This is a genomic window from Lysinibacillus sp. FSL K6-0102, from assembly GCF_038003545.1.
GTDB classification, from domain to species: domain Bacteria; phylum Bacillota; class Bacilli; order Bacillales_A; family Planococcaceae; genus Lysinibacillus; species Lysinibacillus capsici.
Window position 1 is genome coordinate 1,764,879 of the sequence record NZ_JBBOPH010000001.1, and the last position, 23,992, is coordinate 1,788,870.

Sequence of the window (23,992 nt, forward strand, 5' to 3'; positions counted from 1 at the left end):
GGAGTAGAGATTATGGTGATGACACGTAAAAAATATACAGCAAAAACAGCAGAGGAAAAGCAAAAAGAGATCGAAGAATTATCAGAGAAAATGACCAATCAACTAAGCTCCTATTTTATAACTGAGGATGCTTTAAAAGAGCATTTAGCTTTTATGTCAATATTTTATAACTATTCCTTGCGTAACATGGCTTTGATTCAAAATCAGTTCATGGGTGCAAAAGCAGTAGGTTCATTTAAGTTTTGGCAGGACAAGGGTGTATCTGTTAAAAAAGGTGAGAAGGGGATTCAAATATTTGTCCCTACACCTGTCACATATTTTAAACGTGATGATGAATGGATACAGATGCAATTCGCTAATTCAAGAGAGAAAGCACAAATTAAAAATGGCGTGCTAGAAACTGAAAAAAAGTTGTTTTTTAAAATTGGCCATGTATTTGAATATACCCAAACAGATGCAAGAGAGAAAGGGATGCCTGTCTCTGAAATCTTTGGCCAGTATCACCAGGATGGAGTGATAGAAAATGAAGGTGAAATGTTAGCAGCCTTGCATAAAGTATCTAAAAATATTGGGTTTGAAATATTACCAGTACCTCCACGTGAATTAGGAGTAGCGAAAGGTGTTGCTTATCCATATGAAAAAATAATTGCCTTAAACCCACGAAATACAGCTTACGAAAATGTTACTACGTTACTTCATGAGTTAGCACATGCTAGGCTGCACACTCCTGATGTTCGAGATAGCTTTACTACAGCAGAACGTGAATTTCAAGCAGAAATGGTGTCCTATGTCGTGGCCAGTCGATATGGGATTGATACTGAAAATTTTAGTCTTTCTTATTTGGCCAGCTGGACACAACAAGGTAAAGAATTAAAAGATAAAGAAATGTTACTAAATGGTGTGAGAACAGCAGCGAGTGAATTTATAGAAACCATCGATAATCATTTTTTAGAAATTCAACGTGCAAAAGAGAACGAATTAATGAAGCCTGTGCAGCTGCTATTAATCGAGTACGGGGCCTTATCGAATGCCAGCTTGCGTGCAATTGAAGCTGAGGACTTAAAAGAAATTATTCATGACATAATCACTAATAAGGTTGAGCAATTACAACATCCAGCATTTAAACAGGAATTGGATCAACTTAGGAGTGTCAGTGATGATTTACTTACCTTTGAGCAAGTAAATGCAGATTTTATCCAGGTGTTTAATAATACGTTTAAAGATAATTTTGCCCTCATTAATCAGCAAGAAGTGACTAATCCGAAGATCCTAATCCAATGGTCTGAAAGTGAACTAATGTCTAATGAATTAATGGGGTTTGCTGAAGGAAATGAACGAATGGCGCTGCTTGAAAAGGAAGTGTTTTCTGATAAAGAAAAAGCATATAGTTATCTCAAAACTCGATACCATGTATTAATTCCAAACGGAGATACAGTCGATCTAGTTAATCCAGATCGACTGGATATTGGTGATGGAGAGTACAAGAGTCCATATGATCAACTCATTGCAGAAAATAAGCTAACTGATCCGCAACATCAGGAAATTTTAAAGGAACTCGCTTTGTATGCTGATGAAAAGCAGCGTGGTGGCCAATTAACTGAGTCAGTCCAGGTAAAGAAAGAGTTGCAACAAAAAATACCTGGTGCTCATGATGAAGTATTGAAAAATGAAGTGGGTACCAAACACAAGCGAAGATGTATTGCATATGAACGTTAAGGAAGCGCAGTCAATTTGACTAGCGTTATTTTTATTGAAAAATTAAAGAGGCTTGTCCCTTCAAGCCTCTTAAAAAGTATGTAAAAGAACGTTTGTTCTCCTGATTTAATTTAATATGTCGGGAGGAAAAAAGCTATTAACATTAACAAAAATACTATTTATAACATGGATTGCCTAGAGGGTATGCAGTACATACCAGACAAGTCGGTTGATTTAATCCTGACAGATCTTCCTTATGGAACGACTACCTGTCGTTGGGATACGATTATTCCGTTTGAGCTTTTGTGGGAGCAGTACGAGCGAGTTATCAAAGATAACGGAGCTATTGTATTAACGGCAAGCCAGCCATTCACTAGTAAATTAATTATGTCCAATCTTAAACTGTTCAGATATGAGTGGATTTGGAAGAAAGGAAAGCACACAACAGGATTCCCAAATGCCAATAAGATGCCACTAAAAAATCATGAAAATGTATGTGTCTTTTATAAAAAACTGCCGACATACAATCCGCAAGGAGTTATATATTGTAAGCCTGTATTAATAAAAAATTCTCCTAAAATGAAAATACTAGGAGATAGAAATAAAACATTAAGTAAACCACATATCGTGAAAAGGAAAAACTACCCTAAGTCAGTAATTGATTTTCCACGTGACAGCAAAACTTGGCATCCAACACAAAAACCTCTTTCATTGTTTGAATACTTGATTAAGACATACACAAATCCAGGTGAAATAGTCCTGGACACTTGTGCAGGGGGGTTTACGACAGCAGTAGGTTGTGATAATACAGGGCGTAGTTGGATTTGCTTTGATACAGAGGAAGAATTTTGTTTGAAAGGTAAGAATCGCATAGATGAAAATAGACAAAAGTTAGGTTTAAAACCAGTTGAAATTTTGTCCTTAAAAAAGTAAAAAGTAATATTTAATTTTAAAAAGATCAGGACTCATCAAAATTGGTGAGTCTTAGCAGTTAAACGACTATTTTTTATCATTTTATCGAGGGAGATGAGTGTATGGCTGAAAAAATAAAAATGATTGCGGTAATAGAAGTTGATGAAAAAATAGCGAAAGATCACAATTATAACATTGAAGAGGAGTTCAAATGGCTAGTTGATAGTGGTATATCATTAAAAAATCTTGTGAGTGTTCCTCCTGATTTTGATATTAATGATTATCTGCAGCAAGAAAATAAACTAATGAAAGAGAAAAAAACAATTAGAAAACAAGACAAAGGATTTTATGAACGTTAGTGAAAAGATTCTTAAAATCTAACAAATATTAAAAGGTTAAGGATTCATCAAAATTGGTGAGTCCTTTTTCTTATCAAAGGGAGTTTTTCAGGTTTTGTAGAGCGAATTTAATTATAGAACGGTAGGAGCGTGTAATATGGCAATTTTAAATCCTTTAAAGAGGTTGAGTGAGTGGTTTTTGATAATAGCAATGCTTTATTTAAGTATTGATGGGATGTGTGTTTTAACAACCATTATTAGTGGATTTGGTGGGAAAGAACGAGAATGTGTTGAGGGCCTTATGAGTATTTTAGTGACGATTTCCTTAACCGTGTCACTAATTTTAAAATTTGTGTTTCGGATGCCAAAAAGCTTATTAGAATACCTTTTGCTTTATTTTTCTTTATTTACATTGTTAGGCTTATCGTTTTTAGGAAACGAGGGACGTACAACATTAATAATTGTAATTTATCTTGTTTTAAATGGGGTTCTATTTTTAGTTCAGAAAATAATATTTCATAAAAAGCAGAAAAAACATAAGTTAAGCAATCAACTAGGATAATGGCTGCTGTGCTTATCTACTTGTAAAACGAGTTCTTGATAAATTTGACATTCTAACTTTTAAGACAGCAACTAATCATATTAAATTTCGAATAGGTGGTTATTAAAATGGGATACGTATGTATATTTGCAGAAAAACCTTCTCAAGCAAAAGCTTATGCCGAAGCTTTTGAAGTAGCAAAAAGGGAAAAAACACACATTGAATTAAAGCCATGCAGTACATTTCCAGATGGAGCAGTCATCACATGGGGAATTGGACATCTTGTTGGCTTGAAAATGCCAGGAGAATATCGAGAAGAATGGAAGAACTGGGATATTAAAAATTTACCTATCATTCCAGTGCAATTTGAGTATAAGGTTTCAGAGGATAAAAAAGAACAATTTAATGCTGTAAAGAAGCTAATTAATAACGCTGATGTAGTGATCAACGCATGTGACATTGATCGTGAAGGTAGCAATATATTCTATTCTACTTTGAACATGACAGGTGCAAAAAATAAAACGATTAAACGGCTCTGGATTAACTCACTTGAAGTAGATGAAATTGTCAAAGGCTTTCATTCCTTACAATCAAATGAGAAAGATTTATTAATGTACAGCGAAGCAAAAACACGTCAGATTTCTGATTGGTTGGTCGGCATGAATGCTAGTCCATTGTATAGTTTGCTCATACAAGGAAAAGGTCTTAATACTAGTCTAAGTGTTGGTCGTGTACAATCTCCGTTGGTTTATATGATTTATCAACATCAAAAGGAAATTGAAAATTTTGTATCTAAACCATTCTTTGAATTAGTTGGTCATTTTAAAACAGTAAATGGAGCATATTCAGGAAAGGCAAAGGTTAAGACCGATACATTAGAAGAATTAACTTCATTTTTACTAGGAAATAGCCTTTCACTTGAAGAAAAAAACGAAGGTGTTGTCCTGGATTTAGATAAAAAAGAAAAACGTACAAAATCCCCCAAACTACACTCCTTATCGACTTTACAGGAGGTTGCGAATAAAAAGTGGAAGTATAGTCCTGCAAATGTCTTAAAAATAATGCAGTCACTATACGAAAAAAAAATCTGCACTTATCCACGTACCGATACAAACTTTATCACTGAAAATGAATTTTTATACTTGTCAAATAACGTAGAGCAATACATGAAATTAATTAATGTTGACTTTTCACCTATTAAAGAAGCTAATAAACGTTATGTAGACGGTTCTAAGGTCCAGGAGCATTATGCCATAATACCAACTAAGACAATACCAAATGAAAGTACAATAAATGCTTTATCTGCTGAAGAAAAAAATATTTATGATGAAGTGCTGCGAAATACGTTGGCTATGTTCCACAACGACTATATTTATGAGGAAACAAAAATTGTAACAGCTGTACATGATATTGAATTTGAAACAGTTGGAAAAATCGAGTTAAACAAGGGTTGGAAATCTTTATTTATGCAATCAAGTAACAATGAGAATAATAAAATAGAAGCCGATAAGGTACTTCCTAGCGTTTCAAAAAATGAAAAGGTGTTAAGTGTCCTCCAAAGTAAAGAAGGACGTACAACGGCTCCAAAGCCCTATACAGAAGGTGATCTAGTTAAAGTAATGAAAAACGCTGGGAAAACAGTAGATGATGAAAGTGATAAGGAAATCTTAAACGAGGTAGAGGGGTTGGGGACTGAGGCCACACGTTCTAGTATCATCGAAACCATTAAGAAAAATGGGTATATTACAGTAACGAAAAATATTGTTTCTGTGACGAATAAAGGCAAGATTTTATGTGAAGCAATAGAGGGTACTTTACTTTCAAGTCCTGCAATGACTGCCAAGTGGGAAAGTAAATTAAAAAAGATTGGAGAAGGTCAAGGTTCCCAGGATGAGTTTCTGCAAAATATTAAAAATTTCATAGCTGGAATTATTGAAGATGCCCCTCAAAAAATTGGTACAGAAAAAATTTCACTACCAGCTGAAGAACAACGCAACGCTCAATTTGTTGGTAAATGTCCGAAATGTGGTAATGGAATTATAGAGAAAAAAGGTTTCTTTGGGTGTTCAAAATATCCTGATTGTAAGTTTACCTTATCTGATAACTTTCGTAAGAAAAAATTGACGAAAACAAACATTAAAGAATTATTAGATGGGAAACAAACTACAGTCAAGGGTATAAAAAAAGCTGATAAAAATACCTATAATGCTGTTGTCAAATTAAATGCCAAAGGCTTTATTGACTTTGTTTCATTTGCAAAGTAAGAGTAAAAGGTTGTCTACTGAAATAAATAGTAGACAACCTTTTTATTTCAATGTTATTAAGCCTAAATGAAGATTTTATCGCTACAAAGTATATTGAGCTATCGAGTAAGGAGGCTTAAAAAATGGTATCTAAGATTATATGTCGAAGCCTGTTTGATAAAAGCTTTAGATGGAAAACTTTGGATGAATATGCTTATGATGAGATTGACATGATATATTGCGCTCATTGTGATGCTTTTAATACAGCTAGTTATTTAAGCGAAGGACGGTATAAAGTTTGTTGCCCAAATTGTCAAAAGAAAATAATTAATGTGCTGCATAAAGATTATGTATATGTAAAAAAAGTCTATTCTAAAATTTTTGATAAGGAAGATAAATTAATATTTAGTTGTGCTTTTTATCATTATGTTTTCAAATATAATTTCAAAAAAAAATCATTTAGAAAAATGGCGATACTTTATAGGTACAATATTACCTACTATAATTACCTATCGTTGTTTCTAATTTACTTTTTTTTTTTCGGTATTGGTACAAGCTAAAGCAAATTATAATCAATGCCCAACAGAATATGATTGTTTTGCAATTCTTGAGTATTGTTATAATCGAAAAATAAAAGTGAATACTTATGATATTAATTCTGATATAAAACTAAAAATTAAAGAAAGTATTATACAAACAGCTTAGAAATTTGTCAGAAACAATTGAACGTTAAGAAAGGAGAATAAACGTGCTAGGAACTAAGGCAAGACAAAAAATAAAAAATCCTACTTTAATTTTGGGTTATATAATTGCTGCTCTAGTTGGATGTTTAGGTAGTTACCTGGTCTTTTTATGTTTATGGTCATTATATGGTGTGCCATACCTGATGTTTTCGTTATTGGCTATAAGTAGTGGTGGAATTATTAGCTTTATTTTAGCTATTTTCTCGATGGGTAAAATATTTGATAAGCTTTATTTTGACTGACTATATAGTGAGTCTTTTTTTGTTTTCAGGAGGTGATTTTGAAATATTATTTTATGATCACATAATTATGGACTGTTTTTAAGGATTCACCAAAATTGGTGGGTCCTTTTTTAGTTTGGGTTAACAGAGTAAATCGAGGGAGATGAGAGAATGGAAAAAGATAATCAGTTGTTAGATGAATTTTTAAATATACATATTGCTATTTAAATTTGAAAAAATAAAACATACTAACATTAGTAGCACAAACCATGGCCTTGGTTTTTTACTACTAATGTTAGTATGTTTTAACAAGTGAAATTATTGTAAGAGCTGCATCCCTGTTGGATCTGTAGAGTCAGTAGAAAGATGACACCTTCTATTATTAAATATTTAATAATAATATTACTACCTTGCTTTAGCACTTATAAAAGTATGCACCTGCTTTACATTTTGAATTTATCATAAAGTCCGTATCATTTAATGCACTTTTAATTAAATCTTTTTTATAAGGTAAATGAATAGTAGGAACCTCTGCCATCGAATCTCTGAAAGCAGGTAATTTATCCCACAAACTCTTAATCTCATCTTTAATGGTATTTGTTTTACAATCGATAATATCACTCTTATCCTTATATTCAGGATAAACAACAATTACTGGCAATCCCTTTGTACCTATTCCATAGTTTATTTCTTCACGCAATGCTTTACTATTCTTTGTCACAGAACTTAAAAACAAAATTATATTTTTTGATTGGCTCAGTCTATCATGTAAACGTGGTTTCAAAGTTTTTTCCCAGTCACTTCCGTCTCTCACATTATAGTTTTTATTATGTGAGTCATTAAAGGGAAAACTACTATCTGCACCTTTCCATGCTCTTAACATGTTATAAGATGAAAAATCCTTTGTGGCAGATGCCCCCAGGTTGCTTTCACTAAAAGGTTCACTAACATAAAATGCTGTATAATTACCATTTCTATATGCCATTTTTTTCAAACTCCTTTAATTTATAAAAATTTATTTCTTTATGATGGTTTCCATGAAGAAGAATAGTAATTTTAGAAGGCTCTCTAAATTTAACTTTACTAATTTTAAAAGTCCAAAGCATAACTTCTAGTAATTGCTGAGGATTGGCAGTAAAATCCTTATGTCTTGTTATACCAGAACCTAGCAATGGGACAACAACTTCTTGTTGAGCATAGAGACCATTTACTTCATTCCAAAAATTTATTAAGCAATTTGCATATTCATGTAGCATTAAATTAGCTTTATTTTCATCATCAAATTTTGAAAATGCTACGAGAAAGAAGTCCATATCTTTATATATAGAGCCTAAACGATAACGAGTTTTATTCCCTCCTAAAGGACGTGTTACGTTTTTTTCAACAATTCTAAGCTGCATTCGTGAATCTTGAATAATTTTTTTATCTAATTCTGATGTATCTGGATAAAACTTGTTTAAATACTGTCCGTTTAAAGATGCTCTAGATATTATTTGGTCATCTACTATAGTATCAAAAAATTCATTAAAGGAAATTACCTTATAGATATTTCGAGGAAATGTGAAAATATCGCCCTTTTTTATTTCAATCTCGGAACCATCAATATTTAAAATGATTTTCTTTAACAATAAACTTTTTAAAAGTTTATATAGTATATGTATAAAACTTATAACCAATAGTCCGAATAAAATGAATTTCTTGCAACTTTTATCAAACTCAATAAAGGTTAGTACGGTTGTAGCTATCCCAAATAAAGCACCAGGAATAACGAAAGTACTAATCCAAAAATCCTTATCTGTAACAATTTCTTTTAATTTCCACATAACATACTCCTGTAATAGTCTATTTAAATTTCATTATTCAATTAGAAGTAGAGTACCTGAATACTTCTTTCCGTATACTTCACCTTTTAAACATGTATCAAATTGTATATTCCTAAATTATACAATTTAAGACTATTTTCGCATTATGATGATTTATTTGCAATAAAATTCATTTGTTTGTTGAATAGTTCTTTTGGATATTCCTAAACCAATAGCTGGTATTCAATAATCTGGCGAGTATGGAACTTATTTGGAATATAATACTTTAATAAGTAATTTAATTATAAAATACATTACTATTGAATTATATTTTTTTGAAAATCAGAGTGTTTATAACTATTTAAAATGGTATAATTTTATAAAAATTACATAAAGGTGGTCATTAAAATGGTTATGACAGAAGCTTTATTAGATGTTGAAATACTACATACAAGCTCTTTGCCGTTAAATTTAGAATATACAATTAGTAGAAAACCTTTTGTAAGTACTGTAAAAAGCTTGTTTGACGAGGATAATTTAATTGTTATCATTGAAGGGATGGAATTTACCGGAAAGACATATTTTTTAAAAGAGTTTTATGAATTAAACCTAGACTCATCGGTTGCCTATTTTGCTACACAAGAAAGATGGACCTCTAATATAGAAAGTATTTTTATAGATTTAATTCAACAAATGAGCAATTTTTGTTCAACTAAACTTAAATATAATTTGAGAAATATAAACTACTTAGATTTAAACTTTGAAAAGTCAAAACATTTATTTAGAGAAATGTATAAAGATTTAATAAGTACAGTCTCAAAAACAAGAAAACCATTTTATTTCATATTTGATGGTATTGAAAAGATGGAAAAAGAATCTAGAGAAATGCTTTTACAGCTAATACCGAAAGGTGACCCTAGAGGTATATATATATTAATGAGTAGAAGAAGTGAGTCAGATTTTTCATTGGAAGGAAAGTTTAAAAACATACCTTTATCCAATTTTTCTCAACCTGAAGTAAGTGATTTGCTTACTAAATATGGAATAACAGATTACGATACTGTTCAGAAAATTTATGATAAGAGTATGGGTTTGGCTGGATACATAGGTGAAATAGTAAAGGGAATTGAAAAGGGTAAATATACTCCTGAGTTTTTAACTGAACATTTGCCTGAAAATATTCAGTTGTTATTAGAACGAAATTGGAAATGTATCGATTCTACACTATTAAAAGAAATTATAAAAGTTATAGTGTTCAGCCCTGAAAAAATGGATATTAAGGACATGTCACAGGTCTTAAATGTTAGTCAAGATGAATTAAAACCATTAATTAAAGACAGCGATTTAATTAAAATTGATCAAGAGAGACAACTATTTTTAGAAAGTATATATGTAAACTTTCTATATGACTTTCTTAGTGAAGAAAAAATTGAAACAGAGCAAAAATTAATAGAATATTACGAAATACAATCTGAAGTAAAAAGATTTGACTATTTACCTAAACTATACGCGAATAAGGGTAACTATGAAAAAATTAAAGCTCTGATAAATTTTAATAATTTAGATTTACTGTTAAAAGAATCACAAATAACGTCACAAGTGTTTGAGAATATTAATTTGTTGAGAAATATGTCTTATGATTATAAGGATTGGGGTAAAATGACTAGTTCTATGATCTTGGAGGCTATTTTCAAACAAACGTCTGCGTCGTTACCTAGTTTAGATAGAGAAGTCAGCTCTTTATTGGCTTTAAAAAAATATAATGAAGCTTTGAAATTAGTTTCATTGTGCAGCTTAGATGAAGATAGATTAATTTTATTATCTAAAATATCGAGAAAAATGAAAGAAGATGGAGTTGAGTTAAGCGAAAAAATAATCAAGGAAATTTCTTATTACGTAAATGGCTGTCGTATAAATATGGATTTTGGAATTGCACATGCTGAAAAATTTATTATAATTGGCAGTAATTTATATGCAATCGATGTAAAGTTGACATTAGATTTGATTCAAAACTCTGTCAAAGAAATTGAAGGCAAACAAATTAAGAAGTATCTAATTGATTATCTATTAATAAATATTTTTATTAACTTAAGAGAAAATGAGGATGACAAAACAAACCTTCATCAATTTGTAAGTTATTTTGAAAATGAAGATTTAAAGCCTTTAATAAGCACATATGCACATAGTAGTTTAGAATATGAAGGTTTGATTAGCACGATTGATAAAGTTACTAATCCTAATATTAAATCATTTATAATTTTAAACTGGTTAGAAATTAACAATGAAAATTCATATTTTTTAGATGTATGTACTAAGTACATTGATTTAATTTCTAGTGAATTAGAATATTCCATAACGTTAAAAGATTTACTCAAACTAATTGACTGTATAGAAAAAAGAACAAATGAAAATGAGGCCCAAAAGTTAGAATATATTTTGACTAGTGTAAATAACATTTACCAATTGGTTCAGCCTAGTGCATTTGTTGAAAGGATTCAAGTCGAACTTGGTTTAATGAGAATAATGGTGAAAAATAACCATTATAAAGCAGATGATCAATTTTTAGATTTACGCATAAAAGTCGATGAAATAAAAGATCTAGATATTAAGTGCTTTAGTAATGTATTTTTGTTAAATACTTTATGTAAGGAAGGCTTTGAGGATTTAAAATCAGTTTGGTATACAGAAATAAAAAATATGTTGAATAAAGATATAAATTACTTATTATTACATTCTTCTAACCAGTTAGGTGATGTAGGGGATATTTTGTATAATTTTGCACTTGTTGAACATACAACTGCATTGAGTATGGCATATAAAATAAACACAGAAAAAAGTAGAGTGTCAGCTTTTGTAAAAATTTTCCAAGCTATGATTGAGAAAAGTATATTTAAAATAGATGATTTTATTGTGGTACTAAAAACTATTATAGATAAGGGTTATAAAGATCATTTAATTATAAGTTTAATGAAACATTTAGCAACTAATCAACCTAAAGATGTATCTAGCGAGGATATAAATAAATATTTTAGTTACTCTAAGGGTATTGATACAATCCAAGGTAAATTAATTGCGCTAAGTTATTTGTTAGATTTAGATAATATTAATGTGGAAACAGGTGACCAAGTTAAAGAGTTATTAATCTTACTACTAAAGGGGATATCAGATGTTACTACACGGGAAAATGCAGGGACATACCTGATACAGAGGTTATCTAAAAGATCCAACGAAGTTGCAGAAGATATTTTTGATATCATTTTCTCAAATAATGTTTTGAATTATAAAGAAAATAGATTAGAGTCCTTTTACAAAGAGTTGATAATAATATTAAACAAATCTTTAGAGAATGTACTAAAAGGAATCAATTCTTCTTCGGTTGAAATATCTGAAAAGATGTATATAACTAACATTTGTTCCTTTATAGACAATGTAGCCTCTATAGCTGAAAAAGCATATCTATATTGTGATTTATCTTTAAGATGTTTGGCGTTTGATAGAAGAGATTTAATAATTCATGTAGTTGATAAATATAAAAAAATAGTGATGAACGATAGATTAGATACAGATACCTTAAAAAATATCCTTTTAAGAACGGGTGCCTTATTATGCACAGAATCTATTTTAGAGTACAAAGAAGTCCTAACTAAAATAAAGTCATCTTCACAAAGAAATGCTATTTTAACAAGCAACATTCATCAGTTAATTATAGGAAGACCTTATCATGATGATGTAGAAATAAAGAATTCTGCTTCTTTAATAAATGACAATACATTAAAACTTGTATTAGAATTATTAGATTTAATTGATTACGATGCTAATTTATATCAATGTATAGATACATTGACAGATGCTGTAATTCGATCTTATAAAGAACTTTCAAAAAAATATGTTAATCAAGCAGCGGTAATGTATATGATAGATGAAATAAAAAGAATTTCCTCAAAACTTCCTTGTGAAGACGTGGGAATTAAACATGAGGGCTATATTCTTGCTATTGAATCATCTTTACTAAAATTAAAAAGATTAAATTTAAAACCTGCATTAATGAACAAGAAAAAACTGATGACATATGAAGAATTGAAAGAAAAAGCAAATAAAATTACTAATATTTCTGACAAAATTTTTGTGCTAACAAGAATTAGTGCCCATATGGGTGAACATGAAAAAGATTTTTCAAAAAAAGTTTTAGAACTTGCCGATAAATCTTTAACAGAAACAGTATCTTCAGTCGATTATATATCTCATTCTAATACTATTGCTTCAAGATTCTATCAAATTGGAAATGAAAGAGCTGCACTATATGTCATAAATAAAGCAATCGAAAAAATAAGATTTTTGAATGATGAAGAAGATAGTGAAAAGGACCTTGAAGAATTTATTGATTTATGTTATGAAATTAACCAAGATCAAGCAAAATCTTATGTAGATTCAATTAAATCAAAAAAGTTAAACTATGAATATAAACAAAAATTTAAAGCTAAAAAGTATCACTATGAACCTAAAAAAATATTAGACGAAGAAATAAATCAATCCGATGTCCTACAGAACTTTTTTAAGTATTCATTAAAATCAATCTATGCTGATAAAGGTAGTATACAATCTGAAGAAATTATTGGAGAGTACCTCTATCAAATATCGACTGCAAATCCAGAACTTTTGTTATATGGGCTTACATGGTATGTAGAAAATGTAAGATTAGGTTCTAATATTAGTGCTTCAAGGTTAGATGTTTTATTTAATGATATTATTATGAGTTTGAGCCTAATTCAGAAACTTAATGCCTTCTTGTTTAATGTCAATCAGTCTAAAATTGAGTTTGATGAGAAATATTCTTTTAGTAAAACATATGATCTATATTTTAATGTTGGCGAGGGTGATAGAGCACTTGAATTTATAGTGAAATGGATTAATGAAAATGTTTCAAACACATTATTTATTTATGATGCTTACTTTGAGCCAAAGAATCTTAAAATGTTCAAGTATCTAGTGAATAATATAACTACTACAGTTTTAACAAGCTGCAAGGAGTCTGAATACATTCAAAAATGTGAAAAAGTATATAATAATCAATGGAAAGATATTAGTGATCAAAGTGCTCCATTTATTACTATAATGACCTTTGTAACTAAGAATGGTTCAACTCCAATACATGATAGATATATATTGGGAGAGAAAGAAGGACTTAATATTGGTACCTCTCTAAATGGTGTAGATTCTAAAGATTTTGGTATTAACATTATCGATGAGGAAAAAGTAGAAAGTATAAGAAATAAGTTTATTAATCCATTAATTTATACACCTAAAAACGAACATTTAGGGTTACCAATGCGTAGAGAAATATTTATGGTGAGATAAGTTTATTTTTAAAGTTATTATTTTCTATTCTAAGGCGAAAATTAAGTTTTATTACCGTACGGAATTTAACTTCTTGGTGTTTATATATATCTTTGAATGGAAAAATAAACTAAAATTTAAGAAAGATAAATAAGATGTTTTATTTGAAGAAGACAACTTATAGATTAAGATAGAAAATAATAAATTGTTTTACTTTCATGTACTAAATTTAGATTGAAATTTCCAAATTTATATGTTAACGTAAATATATATTCATATTGGAAACTGACGGGAACACCCCGCTTTAGGCATGACTTATTCTTTGTAATTTAGCAAAGTATTAGTCTAATGTTTGAGGCGGGGGTTTTTGATGTTTTTATAACAATCAATTGCCTTCAGTATTCTGGTAATAATATGGTAAAATATTTTTTAGGAGTAATACTCGAGTACTAAATAATAATGGGTTTTTCTCGTCAAAATAAATGGTGCATACACATTTTTATAAATTTATTAGAGAAAATGATTAAACTTTTTTATGGGGTACTGCCGACAAAACGCGGATATTATACGCTAAGACATTTTTTGGATATGAAAACCCTAATTTTTCTACGCTAAGCAGAAAAATTAGGGTTTTTTTATATCCTAAGTGGACTTAGGGAATGTATTGAGTTCAAAATCTCAGGTATAAATGAATATTCTCCTAGAAAGTTTATATGTTCCCATCCTAATGGTGATATGTGCGGGAGCAATTCCTCTTGATACTTTCCTGTATTTTTAAAATGTTCAATTGCTTGTGATAGATACACGGTATTCCAAATACTAATAGCATTAATAATTAAGTTTAAGGCGCTGGCACGCTGTAATTGATCTTGTAATGCTCTTTCTCTAAGTTCCCCATGTTTCCCAAAGAAAATAGCTCGTGCCAATGCATTCATAGCTTCTCCTTTATTTAATCCACGTTGAATTCGCCGACGCAATGTTTCGCTAGAAATATAATCTAATATAAACAAGGTTTTATCTATGCGACCCATCTCTCTTAAAGTTGTCGCAAGGCTATTTTGACGAGAATAAGAACCTAATTTCCCCATAATGAGAGAAGCAGAGACCGTTCCTTTACGAATGGAATGTGCCAACCTTAATACATCATCATAATTTTCCTGAATGATCTTGGTGTTAATTCTTCCACGAAGCAACTTCTCCATTTCTGGATATTGGTCTGGCTTTTCAAATGAATAAAGTTTTGAATCTGCAAGGTCTCGTAGTCTTGGGGCAAATCGAAATCCTAACAAATTAGTTAATCCGAATACTTGATCCGTATAACCAGCCGTATCTGTATAATGTTCTTCAATATGCAAGTCGGTTTCATGATGCAATAAACCATCTATAACATGAACAGCGTCTCTTGCGTTTGTATTAATCACTTTCGTATAGAAGCTAGAAAATTGGTCACTAACAAACCGATAAATGGTTGTTCCTTTCCCTGTGCCGTAATGTGGATTTGCATCAGCGTGTAAGGATGAAACTCCTACTTGAACACGCATTCCATCTGAAGAAGAAGTTGTACCATCGCCCCAGTACGACGACAAGTTTAACTGGTGTTGAAAATTCACCATAACGGCTTGTGCTTTATTCATAGCATCTTCATATAAACGCCACTGTGAGGCTGTGGACATTTGCCGGTAAGAAACCCCTTGTGTCGCTTCTGCCATCTTAGTAAGACCTATGTTTGTTCCCATAGCCATAATCGCTGCCATGATCGCAGGCTTTTCTTCTTCTTTCGGTGGATTCAGCGTAGAAGCATGGAGGAACTGCTTTTCGAATCCCGTCCAACTTGCTACTTCCATAAGCAAATCTGTCAACTTCACACGAGGTATCAGTTGATATAGAGATAAACTATATTCTCGTGCTGTTTCTGGAACGTTTTTCTCCAAACGATGGAGATGCAGCCGTCCGTCTTCAAAATTAACCCCATCTAATTCTGTGATATTCGCTTTAATCCATTCAAGCCGATCATGTAATGCATCTATTTTCAATTTTAAGTATTCATCAACAGAAGGTGGTGCGGTAAGTCCATTAAGGTGCTTGTTTTGCTCCCATGCTTCTTTTGTCACTAAATAATTATCAAAATCTTGATGCTGACGACTTCCTTTAATAGAAACGTTACCTGAGCGTACAAGATTTCTTAACTCGGTAAGAACAGACATCTCATAATATTGGCGATTTATATTACCATCATCATCATAAACGTGCTTTTGCCAGCGATTCGAGATAAAGTCCAAAGGAGCTCCTTCTGGAATTTTTCGTTTATTATTTTTGTTCATCTCTTTAATGGTCTCAATAGCTTGAAGCAATGGCTCTCCTGATTTTGTAGAAGTGAATTCTAGGGCTTCTAACAATGTTGGAGTATATTTACGTAAGTAGTTAAAGCGAAATTTTAGTAAGTCTAAGTAATCGTAATCCATAGGGCGTGATAATTGCTTCGCCTCTTCTATTGAGTTTACGAAGTCCTCCCAAGGCATAATAGCTTCTAAGGCTTCAAATGGGTCCTTCCCTTGTTCTTTTGCTTGAATCAATGCTGTTCCCAAATCTGCAAAGTGAATAACCTTTTCATTAACTGATTTACCATTTAACCTCTGAATCTCTTCTTGAGCTTTACGTCCTTTTGATAACAATAGGCTAATTTGCCGATCATGTATCTCAAAGGCATGATCAGTAAGGTTTTGGCTAAGTTGTAGGAGGTGTAAAACTAAAAGCGCAAATTTCTTATTCTCTTTAAATCTACGGAATGAACGGGGTTCATATTTGGAACCCAATCGTGCTAGCTGTAAGACCCTATTTGGATGAATTTCTTTAATATCCACATTAAGTTGCAAAGTTCGTATGACTTGAAGACGTTTTATAACCTTTAAGAAGGCATCTGGAGAAGATTGACCGGGAACTTCTCGCAACCAAGCAAGGGGTGTCTTTGAATTGGTGGAACTTGCATCAAGTAAGTGATCTAACTTTTGTTTTTGAGATTCACTTAATGTAGAGATGATAGATTTAAAAATTCGTTCTTCTGCCCGTTGACGAGCTTCCCATACAATCCTTTCTATTGTTGTCAGTGCTGGCAAAATTACTTTTTGTCTTCGCAATTCTTCAATTGTTGAGCGAATCAAGTAGTCTGTATTTCCGTTCTCAAGAGCAAGTTTAAGAGTAAATTGTGCAATTATTCGATATGCCCCAAAGGATAAGTTTTGGTAGCCATAATGTTGCCGAAGTTCCTCTAGATGTTCATTTCGAGTTGCTACCCGTTTTGCATACTGTGTATATTCTTGTGGGGAGACATCAATTTGTTTCGCAATATAATCGAGTATTTGGTTGGGAATGTCTTTAATCTGAAATAAAGTCCAACCCGGATACCGAAGAACTGCAAGTTGTAAGGCAATCCCTAAGCGATTATGGTCTCTTCGATGCTTATTAATAAATGCAAGATCTTCTGTGGTAAAAGTATAGTGCATTTCCATATCATGCTCAGTCATATCATCAGGAATAGACATAAACATATTTCGCTGATCAAGGGTTAATAGTTCTTTCCCTCTCATGTTACACCTCCTCGCTGGATAGCCCTTTCTTTCCCAAGTAACGATATAGCGTTGTTGCTCCTATTCCTGTGGCTTCTTTAATTTGAGATAAGGAGTAGTCTTTACTTTCATACATCTTCATGGCAAGCATAATTTTTTTTGATTCAACCTTCGGTCTACCTCCATTTCTTCCCCTAGATCTAGCTGCCACCAACCCATCTTTCGTTCGTTCACTAATGATATCCCGTTCTAATTCAGCTATGCTAGCCAACATTCTGAAAAAGAATCGCCCCATAGCTGTTGTTGTGTCAATTTTATCCTGAATAGACGCGAAATGGATTCCTTTTGCTTCAAACTGTTCCATGAGTTCGATTAAATGTTTGGTACTCCGACTGATACGATCTAATTTATAGACAACTACTGTGTCACCCTTACGTAATACTTTAAGAAGCTCCTCCAACTGCGGGCGATTTTTCCTTTTACCAGATTCTTTTTCTTCAAAAGTTTCGTCCACTCCATGACGATCCAATGCATCAAGTTGTAATGATAATGACTGATCTTGCGTACTCACACGTGCATAACCAAATTTCAATTTGAAACTCCCCTTTCCATACAAATTAATTATACCAAAAAGGGGGTTAAGGCTGATGTATTGGTATTCTGTTTTTGGTTATAGTTTTGGGTATGTATTTTAGCACTATTTGAGACTTTTTGTCACTTTTGAAGTTATTTTGCACCTGTTTTAATCGATATTCTGCACTATAAGGTAAATGTGGCTTTGTAAAAGTTTGTTTAAAATGAACGGTTGAAAGTTGAAACCTAAGTTACGGTACCTGATGTGATCGATGGACCATTAAAGCTTTCATCTGGTATTGTCCAAGTATGCCCCAACTAATCAAAGTGGCCGTGATTGATGTGATCACTAAATAAAAAACAATCAACTGCAGACCGGAGCCAAATGATTATCAGTGTACTTGGACCATAGAAAAGTACGCCACCAGTATTGTCCGGTCATGACGCCAGCTGATATAAAAGTTGTTATTTGTTACGAATCCCCATTTTACGCTCCAAAATGCTCTTCTCACACACCAAATGAGGCGTTTTACTAACCAAATGTCGTCTTTTAATAAAACTGGATATGATTATATTTTTATATTGGAAAGGTAATATGATGGTAAAAGTTAGCGAATAAGGGTGAACATTGTTATAATTTATTTTAAAAAGGGAGATAATTCAGTGGCGAAAAGCATATTTACATCTATTAGCGATTTTTCTAAGAACTGTGTTGATTTAGATTCGACTAAGCTGGGAACAGCAAGAAGTAGTCGAAATTGGTTGGTTGAAAAAATTGAAAAATTCGAAAATAACGATGAGTACTTTCCGGAAATTTACACCAAAGAAAACAACGTGCAAATGGGGTCATTCGCAAGAAAGACAAAAATTCGCCCGTTGGATGACATTGATTTTATTATAGTATTTACAGGAAACGGAAGTACTTATAACACAACTTTTAATAACGGTGAAATTACTATTTCCGTTCCTGAGAAAGCAACCAATTTAAGGCGTTTGACAAATGATGACTATACCTTAAACTCTATTAAGCTTTTAAATAAGTTAAAAAGCTCTTTACAAAATGTCCCTCAGTATTCTGCTGCAGATATTAAACGTAATCAAGAAGCTATAACACTTAAACTAACTAGCTATGATTGGAATTTTGATATAGTTCCGGCTTTTATAACAGCTCCAGATAGCCTTCAAAAGACATATTATCTGATCCCCGATGGTAATGGTAAATGGAAAAAAACTGATCCGCGAGTAGATGCTAAAAGAGCCACTGAGATAAATCAAAAGAGGGACGGGAAAGCATTAAGGATCATAAGGCTTATAAAGTATTGGCAAAAAAGACCGATTGTTCCGGGCATTGGCTCGTACCTCATAGAAAATTTAGTTTTAAATTACTTTGATACTAACGAGGTATCTGTCACTGACCAGTACACTTTAAGAGATGTTTTCTATTATTTAAGCAATAGCATCTATTCTAGTTGCTATGATCCAAAAGAAATACAAGGGGATTTAAATACACTTCCTTTGGAAACCAAACAAAAATTCTCTGAAGCAGCTACAAAAGCTTGTTCATGTGCACAAAATGCAATTGATTTCGTGGCTAAAGGTGACCATAAAGCAGCCCATGACGAATGGAAAAAAGTTTTTGGAAGTGAGTTCCCTGACTATGAATGAAATTATTCCTATTAATGTAAAACAAAATGAACCTGAATCATTGCGTCTTTTGGCTGCCATGCGATTTCTGTATGGTAGAGCTAAGATTTTAAGGTCTTTTAGAGTCTGTATAACAGTAATTCTTCCTATTGTAAGTATTTTAAGTTTAAACTATTTTTCTAACTTTAAGGAAGGATTAGCTTTCGCAGCTGCAGTTTGGCTGGTTCTTAATAGGGTAATTTTTATAGAAATTGAAAAAAGAATGGTGAAAGATGCAGCAAAAATCCAGGAAAACTTTGATGTGGATTTATTCAAGATTTCTTGGAATAACCTTTTAGTCGGTGAGAAGATTCATAGTGAACGGATAAGGAAGTTGAATGAAAAGTCACAGGAAAAAGAGGGAAATCTTAAAGATTGGTACCCTGGATTAAAAAGTTCTTCTGATCATTTTTTTAATGTTTTATTGGCTCAAAAAACAAGTATTATTTGGGATATAGAACTAAGGAAGTTTTATAAATGGATATTATACATTATACTTGGTTTGTATATTGGAATTATATTCGGAATTTGCTTCTTTATGGATTTTACTACACAAACATTGATTATTTCCTTTTTAGTTCCATCCTTTCCTTTGATTCTGCACTTATATGAGACAGCAATAGGGCATAAGCAGCGACATGAATCATTAGAAAAAGTCTTATCGAAAGTTACAGCAGATGTTGAAAATTATTCAAAAACTGATGATGGCATAGTAAATAACACCAGGGGTTACCAAGATATTATTTTTTTAGCACGTTCTAACGTGAATATGATACCTGATAAAATTTACTGGTTGAAGAGAAATCTGTATGACAAAATAGCAAAAGAGACAAATGAAGCACATAGCGATAAATAATAAACAAAAATCCTCCGGTTATTGTGTAAAAAAACAATAAAGTGTTATTTAGCATAACCCCGTTCTAAATTTAGGACGGGGTTAAAATATAGTTACTAAGGACAAGCCACAATTACTGCTAATCAAGTTTACAATGAAGCTGATGTTCAGGTAGTAAAAGACATTGCACAAGAGTACGCTCAAGCTTTGTTTGCAGTTTCATCTATTTCTACTTTAGATAAAGAAGACGCGGTGGAGTTACTGGGGGCTGCGGTTCAAGAACTAGAGTACGTGGATGAACTGGTCCCATACTCGGCCAATATCAGATAAATGCTTTAATGATCCGTCGATAACACTAGGTACTGCAGCTAAAATTGATTAAGTGATCACATCGATCATACCAGGTACTGCAGTTAAAATTAATTAAGTGATCACATCGATCACTGCCACGTGGATTAGTTGGCCATGATTGATGTGATTATAAGAAAAAAAAATTAACTGCAGACCGAAGCCGAATGATTGCGATGAACCAGGTGCATCGAAGAACCATTAAAACTTTCATCTTTTGATGTACTTTAACAGGATAAAAGCCCATTTTCTCAATTTTAATGCTGAGAAATTGAGAAAATGGGCTTTTATATATTTACTTGATTCCGATTACTAAACTATCTCGTGCAGCTTCAACAACTTCTGTTGTTATCTTTTCAAGCTTATTAATTTCGAGTATTCTTTCAATTTGAGTGAATAGTCTCTGTATAAGTCTAAAGTTCCCTCCAGTAATTTTTATTATACTGGTTATAGCTTCATAATCGGAAAAGTCTTCAAGTTTTATAGAAAGTCCTAACTCTTCCCATTTGTACTCTAGAATATGATGGGCTTCATCTTTACTTAATTTATCAAATTCATGAGCAAATCCTATTCTGGAGTAGAGTTGAGGGTATCGTGCTAATCGTTTTTCGATGCCAGGCATTCCAATTAATATCATTGCAATGTCATTTCGATCGTAAATATCCCTAAGTTGCTCTAAATTTTGCACTTTAAGTCGGTCTATCTCATCAACGATTATCAAGTCGATATCTTCATAAATGTTGGTGGAATACGTTTCTTCTTCTTCTCCTGTAAGTACTTTATACATATTCTTTACCATATTCATTCTGGATCCAATAGAATAGATCTGTTCAGTCATTTTAGTCGCTCGCACTGCTGGTGCAGTATAAAAAATTGTTCTAGCTTCAAGTATCTTTTTATCTGCATCTACGCGAATTTCATTTGCTGTTTTATAAGCTATTTGTTTTTCGATGGAATTCCAATTTGAATAATACCTTGAGGATAATGTTTTTCCTACACCCGGTAATCCATAACAAATGCCTATATATTTGTATTTAATACATGCATCACAGAACTCGGCAAATCTCTTATATTCTTTTGTTTCAATAAATTTCTGGCCTTTATTCATTGAAATACCTCTTTAGTTTCGACTTTTTAGAATTAAGTTCATTTTTTTTGTTTTCTAGATCCTTTTGCTTTGACAAGGCAATTTCTTCTGCAACAGCTTTACCAGAGTCAAGTTGTTTTTTTAAATTTTTCCGCACTTTATTTCGTGCTGAAACAATCTCTTTTAAATCTACTGTATAATCAGAAATTTCAGGAGAAATAGCCGTACATAAGTATTTATCTTGATAAAACACTCGAATCTCCGCAATATCTCTTGGATCATAACGAATAATGACTGTTTCACCGACATATGCAGCTAGATTTGTGTCAATATACCTAAGTCCTTGGAAATGAATACCGTCAGAATGAACTTTCCTTGGTTTTGCTACATTTAGCAATAATAAATCAAGACTTTCCATACTCTCTGGCATATTCGGAAGGAATCCATAATTATTCCACGCCTGTATCGGTTCTTTTTTTGTTGTACCATGAACCCTATGATGATAATTATATATGATGAAATTAAATAATTTTTCATTAAGTTCATTAAGGGTAAGAAGTGAGCTAGTAGTCTGATTTCCCAAGTACCCAGGTAAATCTTGCAAAAACAATTGATTGACGGTTAAAAAGAATCTTTCTATTTTCCCTCGCCCTCTTGGAATACCGATTGCAGAAAAAACTAGGTTAATTTTTAAATCAATTGCTACTTGCTCCAAATGGTTGGATGTAAAATCACTTCCATGGTCTGTATAAAATATTTCAGGTATACCACATATTTGCCAATCGGCATTACTTTTTCTCCATATTGCTTGGTGTAGGACCAAAGATGTATGTATTGCAGAGGGGTTTTCAAAGGTTAAAAAATATCCAGCAACTGCTCGGCTATAATCATCTAAAATAATTGTTAGCCAAGGTCTTTCTGGTTTTCCTCTTTCATTTAAAACTATAATATCTAATGGGGTATGGTCTGCTTGCCAAATTTCATTGGGATAGCTTGCTTCTCTTCGATGAATTAAATCATATTGATTGTCGTATGCCTTTTGGCCATCATGCGCTAACTTCTTCAAGCTTGGCGAAAGGGACTTCGATACCTTATACACTTGATAATAACTCGGTTCTTGCCAGCCTTTATTTCGACATTGTTCACAGATCATTCGATGAATAGACGTCAATGAATTCCTTTTGTACTTTAAAACCAGCTGCTCAATAGAAGAGACAATTTCAGGTTCTAAATGTATTTTGCCAGCATCACTTCTTGTTTTTCGAATTAAACCTTTTAATCCAAATTGTTTATAGTCCCGAATCCAGTATTGCAGCGTTCTTTTTGCAATACCGGTTTCTTCTGTAATGACTGTTAATGTTTTATCGTCGGTAAGATAAGGTGCAATAATTTTATACTTTACCATCGCTGCTTGACGTTGTTCTTCTGAAAAAGCTGTTAATGGAGGTTGTTCATTTTGCATAGATATCAACCTTTCAGATTTATTGTTTTTCTAAATAGCGATAAATCGTAGTGCGAGACACACCCCACTTTTCCGCAACATCTTTAATCGGTGTGCCACTTTCAATTAAAGCTTTCATCATTTCAATATCTTTTGAACCATACTTTTCTGGGCGACCACCTAGACGCCCACGTGCTTTTGCGGCAGCCCGTCCAGCAGCAGAGCGCTCCTCAATCAAATTCCGTTCAAATTCCGCAAACGCTGCAAACAAGTGAAACATTAATAGCCCTGTTGCATTGCTTTTGTCCATTGTTAAGTTTTCTTGCAGGCTATGAAAGCCGATACCTCTATCATTTAAGTTATTCACTATTTGAATTAAATCTTGCATATTGCGCCCTAGTCGATCCAATCGCCAAACGACAATTGTATCGCCTTTACGTGCATACTTAAGAGCTTCTTCTAAACTGGGACGTTGTTTTTTTGTTCCACTCATTTTATCGTAAAAAATTTTTGTACAACCATGCTGCGTTAAAGCATCTGATTGTAAATCTAAATTTTGTAATCCAGTTGACACACGTGCATATCCAATTAACATCAAAATCACTCTTTCCTCATTTTACCTTTGACTTTATT

General features: G+C 32.3%; 17 protein-coding genes. 10 read left to right on the plus strand and 7 right to left on the minus strand.

Features of this window, described 5'->3' with window-relative positions:
• Positions 1–12 precede the first annotated feature (12 nt).
• From NYE73_RS08800 to NYE73_RS08830, 7 genes are all read left to right on the plus strand, one after another.
• The gene (locus NYE73_RS08800; RefSeq protein ID WP_340815465.1) at positions 13–1,716 is read left to right on the plus strand and encodes an LPD25 domain-containing protein; all 1,704 of its coding nucleotides are present in this window, start codon (positions 13–15) and stop codon (positions 1,714–1,716) included.
• Between the two features lie 165 nt (positions 1,717–1,881).
• Entirely contained in the window at positions 1,882–2,628 is a 747-nt protein-coding gene (locus tag NYE73_RS08805; protein WP_340815466.1) for a DNA-methyltransferase, read from the plus strand.
• Positions 2,629–2,729: 101 nt separating this feature from the next.
• Positions 2,730–2,966, plus strand: a complete 237-nt coding sequence (locus tag NYE73_RS08810; RefSeq protein WP_340815468.1) for a hypothetical protein — start codon at positions 2,730–2,732, stop codon at positions 2,964–2,966.
• A gap of 136 nt (positions 2,967–3,102) precedes the next feature.
• Entirely contained in the window at positions 3,103–3,507 is a 405-nt protein-coding gene (locus NYE73_RS08815) for a hypothetical protein (protein WP_340815469.1), read from the plus strand.
• Between the two features lie 107 nt (positions 3,508–3,614).
• Positions 3,615–5,750 (plus strand): type IA DNA topoisomerase, encoded by a 2,136-nt coding sequence (topB, locus tag NYE73_RS08820; RefSeq protein WP_340815470.1) that lies wholly within the window; start codon positions 3,615–3,617, stop codon positions 5,748–5,750.
• Positions 5,751–5,872: 122 nt separating this feature from the next.
• Positions 5,873–6,289, plus strand: coding sequence for a hypothetical protein (locus NYE73_RS08825; protein ID WP_315057152.1), 417 nt, complete (start codon positions 5,873–5,875; stop codon positions 6,287–6,289).
• Between the two features lie 188 nt (positions 6,290–6,477).
• Entirely contained in the window at positions 6,478–6,714 is a 237-nt protein-coding gene (locus tag NYE73_RS08830; RefSeq protein ID WP_315057153.1) for a hypothetical protein, read from the plus strand.
• A gap of 394 nt (positions 6,715–7,108) precedes the next feature.
• Here the strand turns inward: NYE73_RS08830 and NYE73_RS08835 are convergent, their stop codons facing one another.
• Positions 7,109–7,678, minus strand: coding sequence for a TIR domain-containing protein (locus NYE73_RS08835; protein ID WP_315057154.1), 570 nt, complete (start codon positions 7,676–7,678; stop codon positions 7,109–7,111).
• A complete protein-coding gene (locus NYE73_RS08840) occupies positions 7,668–8,516 on the minus strand; it encodes a macro domain-containing protein (RefSeq protein ID WP_315057156.1) in 849 nt (282 codons plus the stop codon). Before NYE73_RS08840 ends, NYE73_RS08835 begins: the two co-directional genes overlap by 11 nt.
• Before the next feature lie 387 nt (positions 8,517–8,903).
• Here NYE73_RS08840 and NYE73_RS08845 point away from each other — a divergent pair, with 387 nt between their 5' ends.
• Entirely contained in the window at positions 8,904–13,850 is a 4,947-nt protein-coding gene (locus tag NYE73_RS08845; protein WP_340815471.1) for a hypothetical protein, read from the plus strand.
• 614 nt (positions 13,851–14,464) lie between these two features.
• On the opposite strand, the gene NYE73_RS08850 is transcribed toward NYE73_RS08845, so the two are convergent.
• Positions 14,465–17,413, minus strand: coding sequence for a Tn3 family transposase (locus tag NYE73_RS08850; protein ID WP_340815472.1), 2,949 nt, complete (start codon positions 17,411–17,413; stop codon positions 14,465–14,467).
• Between the two features lies 1 nt (position 17,414).
• On the minus strand, positions 17,415–17,984 hold the full coding sequence (locus tag NYE73_RS08855; RefSeq protein ID WP_076315855.1) for a recombinase family protein: 570 nt from the start codon (positions 17,982–17,984) through the stop codon (positions 17,415–17,417).
• A 644-nt stretch (positions 17,985–18,628) separates the two neighbouring features.
• Here NYE73_RS08855 and NYE73_RS08860 point away from each other — a divergent pair.
• Positions 18,629–19,630 carry an SMODS domain-containing nucleotidyltransferase gene (locus tag NYE73_RS08860; protein ID WP_315054443.1) on the plus strand — a complete coding sequence of 334 codons (1,002 nt, stop codon included), beginning with the start codon at positions 18,629–18,631 and terminating at the stop codon, positions 19,628–19,630.
• Positions 19,623–20,504 carry an S-4TM family putative pore-forming effector gene (locus NYE73_RS08865; protein WP_315054440.1) on the plus strand — a complete coding sequence of 294 codons (882 nt, stop codon included), beginning with the start codon at positions 19,623–19,625 and terminating at the stop codon, positions 20,502–20,504. The genes NYE73_RS08860 and NYE73_RS08865 overlap by 8 nt, the downstream gene beginning before the upstream one ends.
• Positions 20,505–21,126: 622 nt before the next feature.
• Here the strand turns inward: NYE73_RS08865 and NYE73_RS08870 are convergent.
• From NYE73_RS08870 to NYE73_RS08880, 3 genes are read right to left on the minus strand one after another with little or no spacing between them, the layout of a single operon-like run.
• Positions 21,127–21,939, minus strand: coding sequence for an AAA family ATPase (locus NYE73_RS08870; RefSeq protein ID WP_315054438.1), 813 nt, complete (start codon positions 21,937–21,939; stop codon positions 21,127–21,129).
• Positions 21,932–23,380 (minus strand): Mu transposase C-terminal domain-containing protein, encoded by a 1,449-nt coding sequence (locus NYE73_RS08875; RefSeq protein ID WP_315054436.1) that lies wholly within the window; start codon positions 23,378–23,380, stop codon positions 21,932–21,934. Before NYE73_RS08875 ends, NYE73_RS08870 begins: the two co-directional genes overlap by 8 nt.
• Before the next feature lie 19 nt (positions 23,381–23,399).
• Entirely contained in the window at positions 23,400–23,954 is a 555-nt protein-coding gene (locus tag NYE73_RS08880; protein ID WP_315054434.1) for a recombinase family protein, read from the minus strand.
• Positions 23,955–23,992 lie beyond the last annotated feature (38 nt).